Annotated in this window: 3 protein-coding genes; all 3 read left to right on the forward strand. The window is 35.6% G+C overall.

Annotated features, from left to right (window positions below):
• Positions 1–1,616 (forward strand): hypothetical protein (locus QZ357_RS08815; protein ID WP_290776296.1); only part of this gene is annotated, 1,616 nt, incomplete at its 5' end.
• A 49-nt stretch (positions 1,617–1,665) separates the two neighbouring features.
• Complete coding sequence (locus QZ357_RS08820) at positions 1,666–2,382, forward strand: hypothetical protein (RefSeq protein WP_290776298.1); 717 nt, start codon at positions 1,666–1,668, stop codon at positions 2,380–2,382.
• Between the two features lie 385 nt (positions 2,383–2,767).
• Positions 2,768–3,496, forward strand: coding sequence for a hypothetical protein (locus QZ357_RS08825; protein ID WP_290776300.1), 729 nt, complete (start codon positions 2,768–2,770; stop codon positions 3,494–3,496).
• Positions 3,497–3,600 lie beyond the last annotated feature (104 nt).

Genomic DNA, 3,600 nt, shown 5'->3' on the forward strand with positions numbered 1-3,600 from the left:
GAGAAATGAACAGTAGAATACCACAGTATGGTAAAGGAAGAGTGAGTGTGGGGGACTTACGAAACGTAGGTCAGTATGCGAATGTGAATGCAAGAGGAGGTATTGAATTAAAACCTCAGATAAGGAGGAGTGCTGAGGAGAGAGAAAAGATACATAATTCTACACAGGCAGTTATTAATAGTGCGAAGCCTGTGAACTCTAGGAGTACGTACGGAGAAATGAATAACAGGATACCTCAGTACGGTAAAGGAAGAGTGAGTGAGAATGATTTACGAAATGTAGGTCAGTATGCGAACGTAGATGCAAGAGGTGGAATAAAGATAAAACCTCAGATAAGGAGGAGTGCCGAAGAGAGAGAAAAGATACATAATTCCACACAGTCTATTATCAATAATGCGAAGCCTGTGAACTCTAGGAGTACGTACGGAGAAATGAACAGTAGAATACCACATTATGGTAAGGGAAGAGTGAGTGTTGGGGACTTGCGAAACGTAGGTCAATATGCGAACGTGAATGCAAGAGGAGGTATTGAATTAAAACCTCAGATAAGGAGAAGTGCCGAGGAGAGAGGGAATATACAAAAGACAACCAATGATATTATGGATAAATATTATACTCCATATGGTAAGTTTAATAAAGAGAATACTTATGGGAATATGGAAAAAGCAAGAAAAGAATATGTGTCTTTTGAAACCAAAGAGAAAAATTTATCAAATCAGGAACAAGAGATAAACAAGGATAAAAACAAAGATTATTACATTGAAAAAGCCGACAAAGTTTCATCGGACAATAACATGGCAGGGTTGTACTTTGACAAGAATCCTTTAAAATCATTTGAAGAAGACAGCAAGTATAATAAGACAAAAAATGAAGAAGACAAAAAGAATTATGACTACATGACAAAAGAAGAAAAGGAAAATGCAAAATATCTTTTAGGAAAATACGGGGCGGAAGCTCAGGCTGAATACTTAAGGGATTTGGTTCCGAGACTTAACCAAAGAGCAGGGATTGCATACATGGAAAGAGAGCTTGAGGATGCAAGTCCGGGGAGATTAAAGTGGGAAAGTTTTAAGGCCGGAGTCGGTGAAAAAGTCAAAAACACCTTTCAGGCAGGAAGCGTAATGGGAGGAAATGACGAAGTGTTTACGCCGTCTGCTTTTGAAATAGCGATGGATTATTTAGAGGAGAATAGTGATCCTGAGACTCAAAAGTTGATTGAAGATTGGAAAGATAGAGGGGATATGACAGTATCTTTTGCTGCTGATTTGATTAGCCCTTATTTGGGAATTGGATTGGATTCAGCATCAGAGTACGGAAAGTCTTATACTGAAAATTTAAATAATAATGCTAACAATCCAAATATGGAAAAAGTAAAGCAATCTGCTCTTAAAGATGCAATTGTGAATACAAGTATCAATACTGCATTAGGTATGCCTAATGATATGTTGAAAAAAGCTATAGGTAAAGATGTTAAAAAAGTATTAAATAAACACATAAAGAATGATAAAGGTATAAAAGTTATAAGTGGCTTGTATAATTATTTGTATGATGATAGAATGAATAAAGAAAAAAAATCATGGGAAAAAGATAATAAAAAAGATGATTCATTTTATTAGTAATATTTTGTATGTATAAGATGATTTATAGCGGGGCTAGGGGATGTTTATGAAAAGAAAAATAATAGAAAATGTGAAAAGTATTATTATTGTTATTATTATAGCAGTAGTTATGATTACTATTAATGAATTTTACAATGAAATAGTATATAACGATAATAGGCAAATGGAAGAAGATATAAAATCCGACGGATATGAGTGTTTGTTTGGTGATAAGTTGGTAAATATAGAGGAAGAACAACAGATAATAGAGATAATGTATCCCGGAGATAAAAAAGGTGTGAACTTTGTTTATGATAACACGGAGTATAAGAATATAGGCGATATGGAGAAGTTATATGATAATATGCATTATAAAGTAAAGTTTAAAGTAACATCTTATGATTATTCTTTGGCGTATAAAAACGGAGTAAAAGCACTGAATAAATATATGAATGAAAATAAAAATGCATCCAAGGAAGATAAAGAGAGATACTTTGCCGAAAGACTTCAGTATGAAGGGCAGAAGATAAGGATGGAGGATGTTAAAGAGGTATATTATATTGACAGATGTTATGAGCGTATACCTTTGAGTCAAACTAATAAATGGAGTCGTTCATTTTATATTATCTTGCTTCCTTGGCAAAAGGATGATATGGATTTGGCAAATGCCGTAACAGGAGGGCTCGTTGAAGAGATGGATAAGACGAAGCTTCCGAAAGGTATCAATCTTGAGGATACGTTAAAGAGGGTTGATAGGGAGTATGAGCAGGAGAGGTTTATTTAACAAACATTATTAAGGGGCGTTGCCCCTTGCACCCTTACAAGGGGTTTCACCCCTTAAACCCTATCCAGGGGCGCAGCCCCTGGGACCCCGCTCTTTTTTTGCTTATCCAAAAAAAGAGGTAAAAAGGATACAACTGCATTGAGCTTGTAACGCAACAAGATTTCCTCGAAAAAAACTACCCGTTTTTTCGGGAATTGTTGCTACCGCCACCCCGTTTTTTACGAAAGGGGTGGGGATAAATTTTCCGCCAGTAAAATCCCTTGATAGGGTTATGGGGGCAAAGCCCCTATGTGTAAAGACACTATGGTGTCTTTTTTTGATGAAATGAGATTATGTATGATGAAAAATATGCTATTATATATATAAATATAATAGGGGTTATGTTATGAAAAAGAAGATAAAAGAAGGTATAACAAATTTTGTTATTGGTATCATTTCAACTGCAGTTGTACTTATCATATGGGGGTATTTTCAGGGAATAACGTATGACAGTCGTCAAAGTAAATCAATGGAGAGCGATATGAAATCCGACGGATATGAGTGTTTGTTTGGTGATAAGTTGGTAAATATAGAGGAAGAACAACAGATAATAGAGATAATGTATCCGGGAGATAAAAAAGGTGTGAACTTTGTTTATGATAATACAGACTATGAAGATACTGAGAATTATGAAGAACTTAGATATGAAGACAAAGATGAAAGCTATAATTATTCAAAAGTAGAATTTAAAGTAACATCCTATGATTATTCTTTGGCGTATAAAAATGCAGTAAAAGCACTGAATAAATACATAAAGGAAAATGAAGCTGCATCCAAGGAAGATAAAGAGAGGTACTTTGCCGAAAGACTTCAGTATGAAGGTAAGAATGTAAAAAATAGTGATAAAAGAAGAATATCATATATTTATAGAAGAAAGTATACTACGCGTACTGGAGGAAGTAGCTTTGATCATGCGTGCCTGCTTCCTTGGCAAAAGGATGATATGGATTTGGCGAATGCGGTAACAGGAGGGCTCGTTGAAGAGATGGATAAGACGAAGCTTCCGAAAGGTATCAATCTTGAGGATACGTTAAAGAGGGTTGATAGGGAGTATGAGCCGGAGAGGTTTATTTAAAAAACTTTATTAAGGGGCGCTGCCCCTTACACCCTTACAAGGGGTTTCACCCCTTAAACCCCACCAAATATTTGCTCGCCCAAATATTTGGAATAAAGGGCGCC

This window comes from Anaerofustis sp. (genome assembly GCF_019420015.1).
In the GTDB taxonomy this organism is placed as follows: Bacteria; Bacillota; Clostridia; order Eubacteriales; family Anaerofustaceae; genus Anaerofustis.

What these genes read in the sequence shown, in the direction of transcription:
- QZ357_RS08820 (WP_290776298.1), top strand. Translation starts at nt 1,666, where the DNA reads ATGAAAAGAAAAATAATAGAAAATGTGAAAAGTATTATTATTGTTATT.
- QZ357_RS08825 (WP_290776300.1), top strand. Translation starts at nt 2,768, where the DNA reads ATGAAAAAGAAGATAAAAGAAGGTATAACAAATTTTGTTATTGGTATC.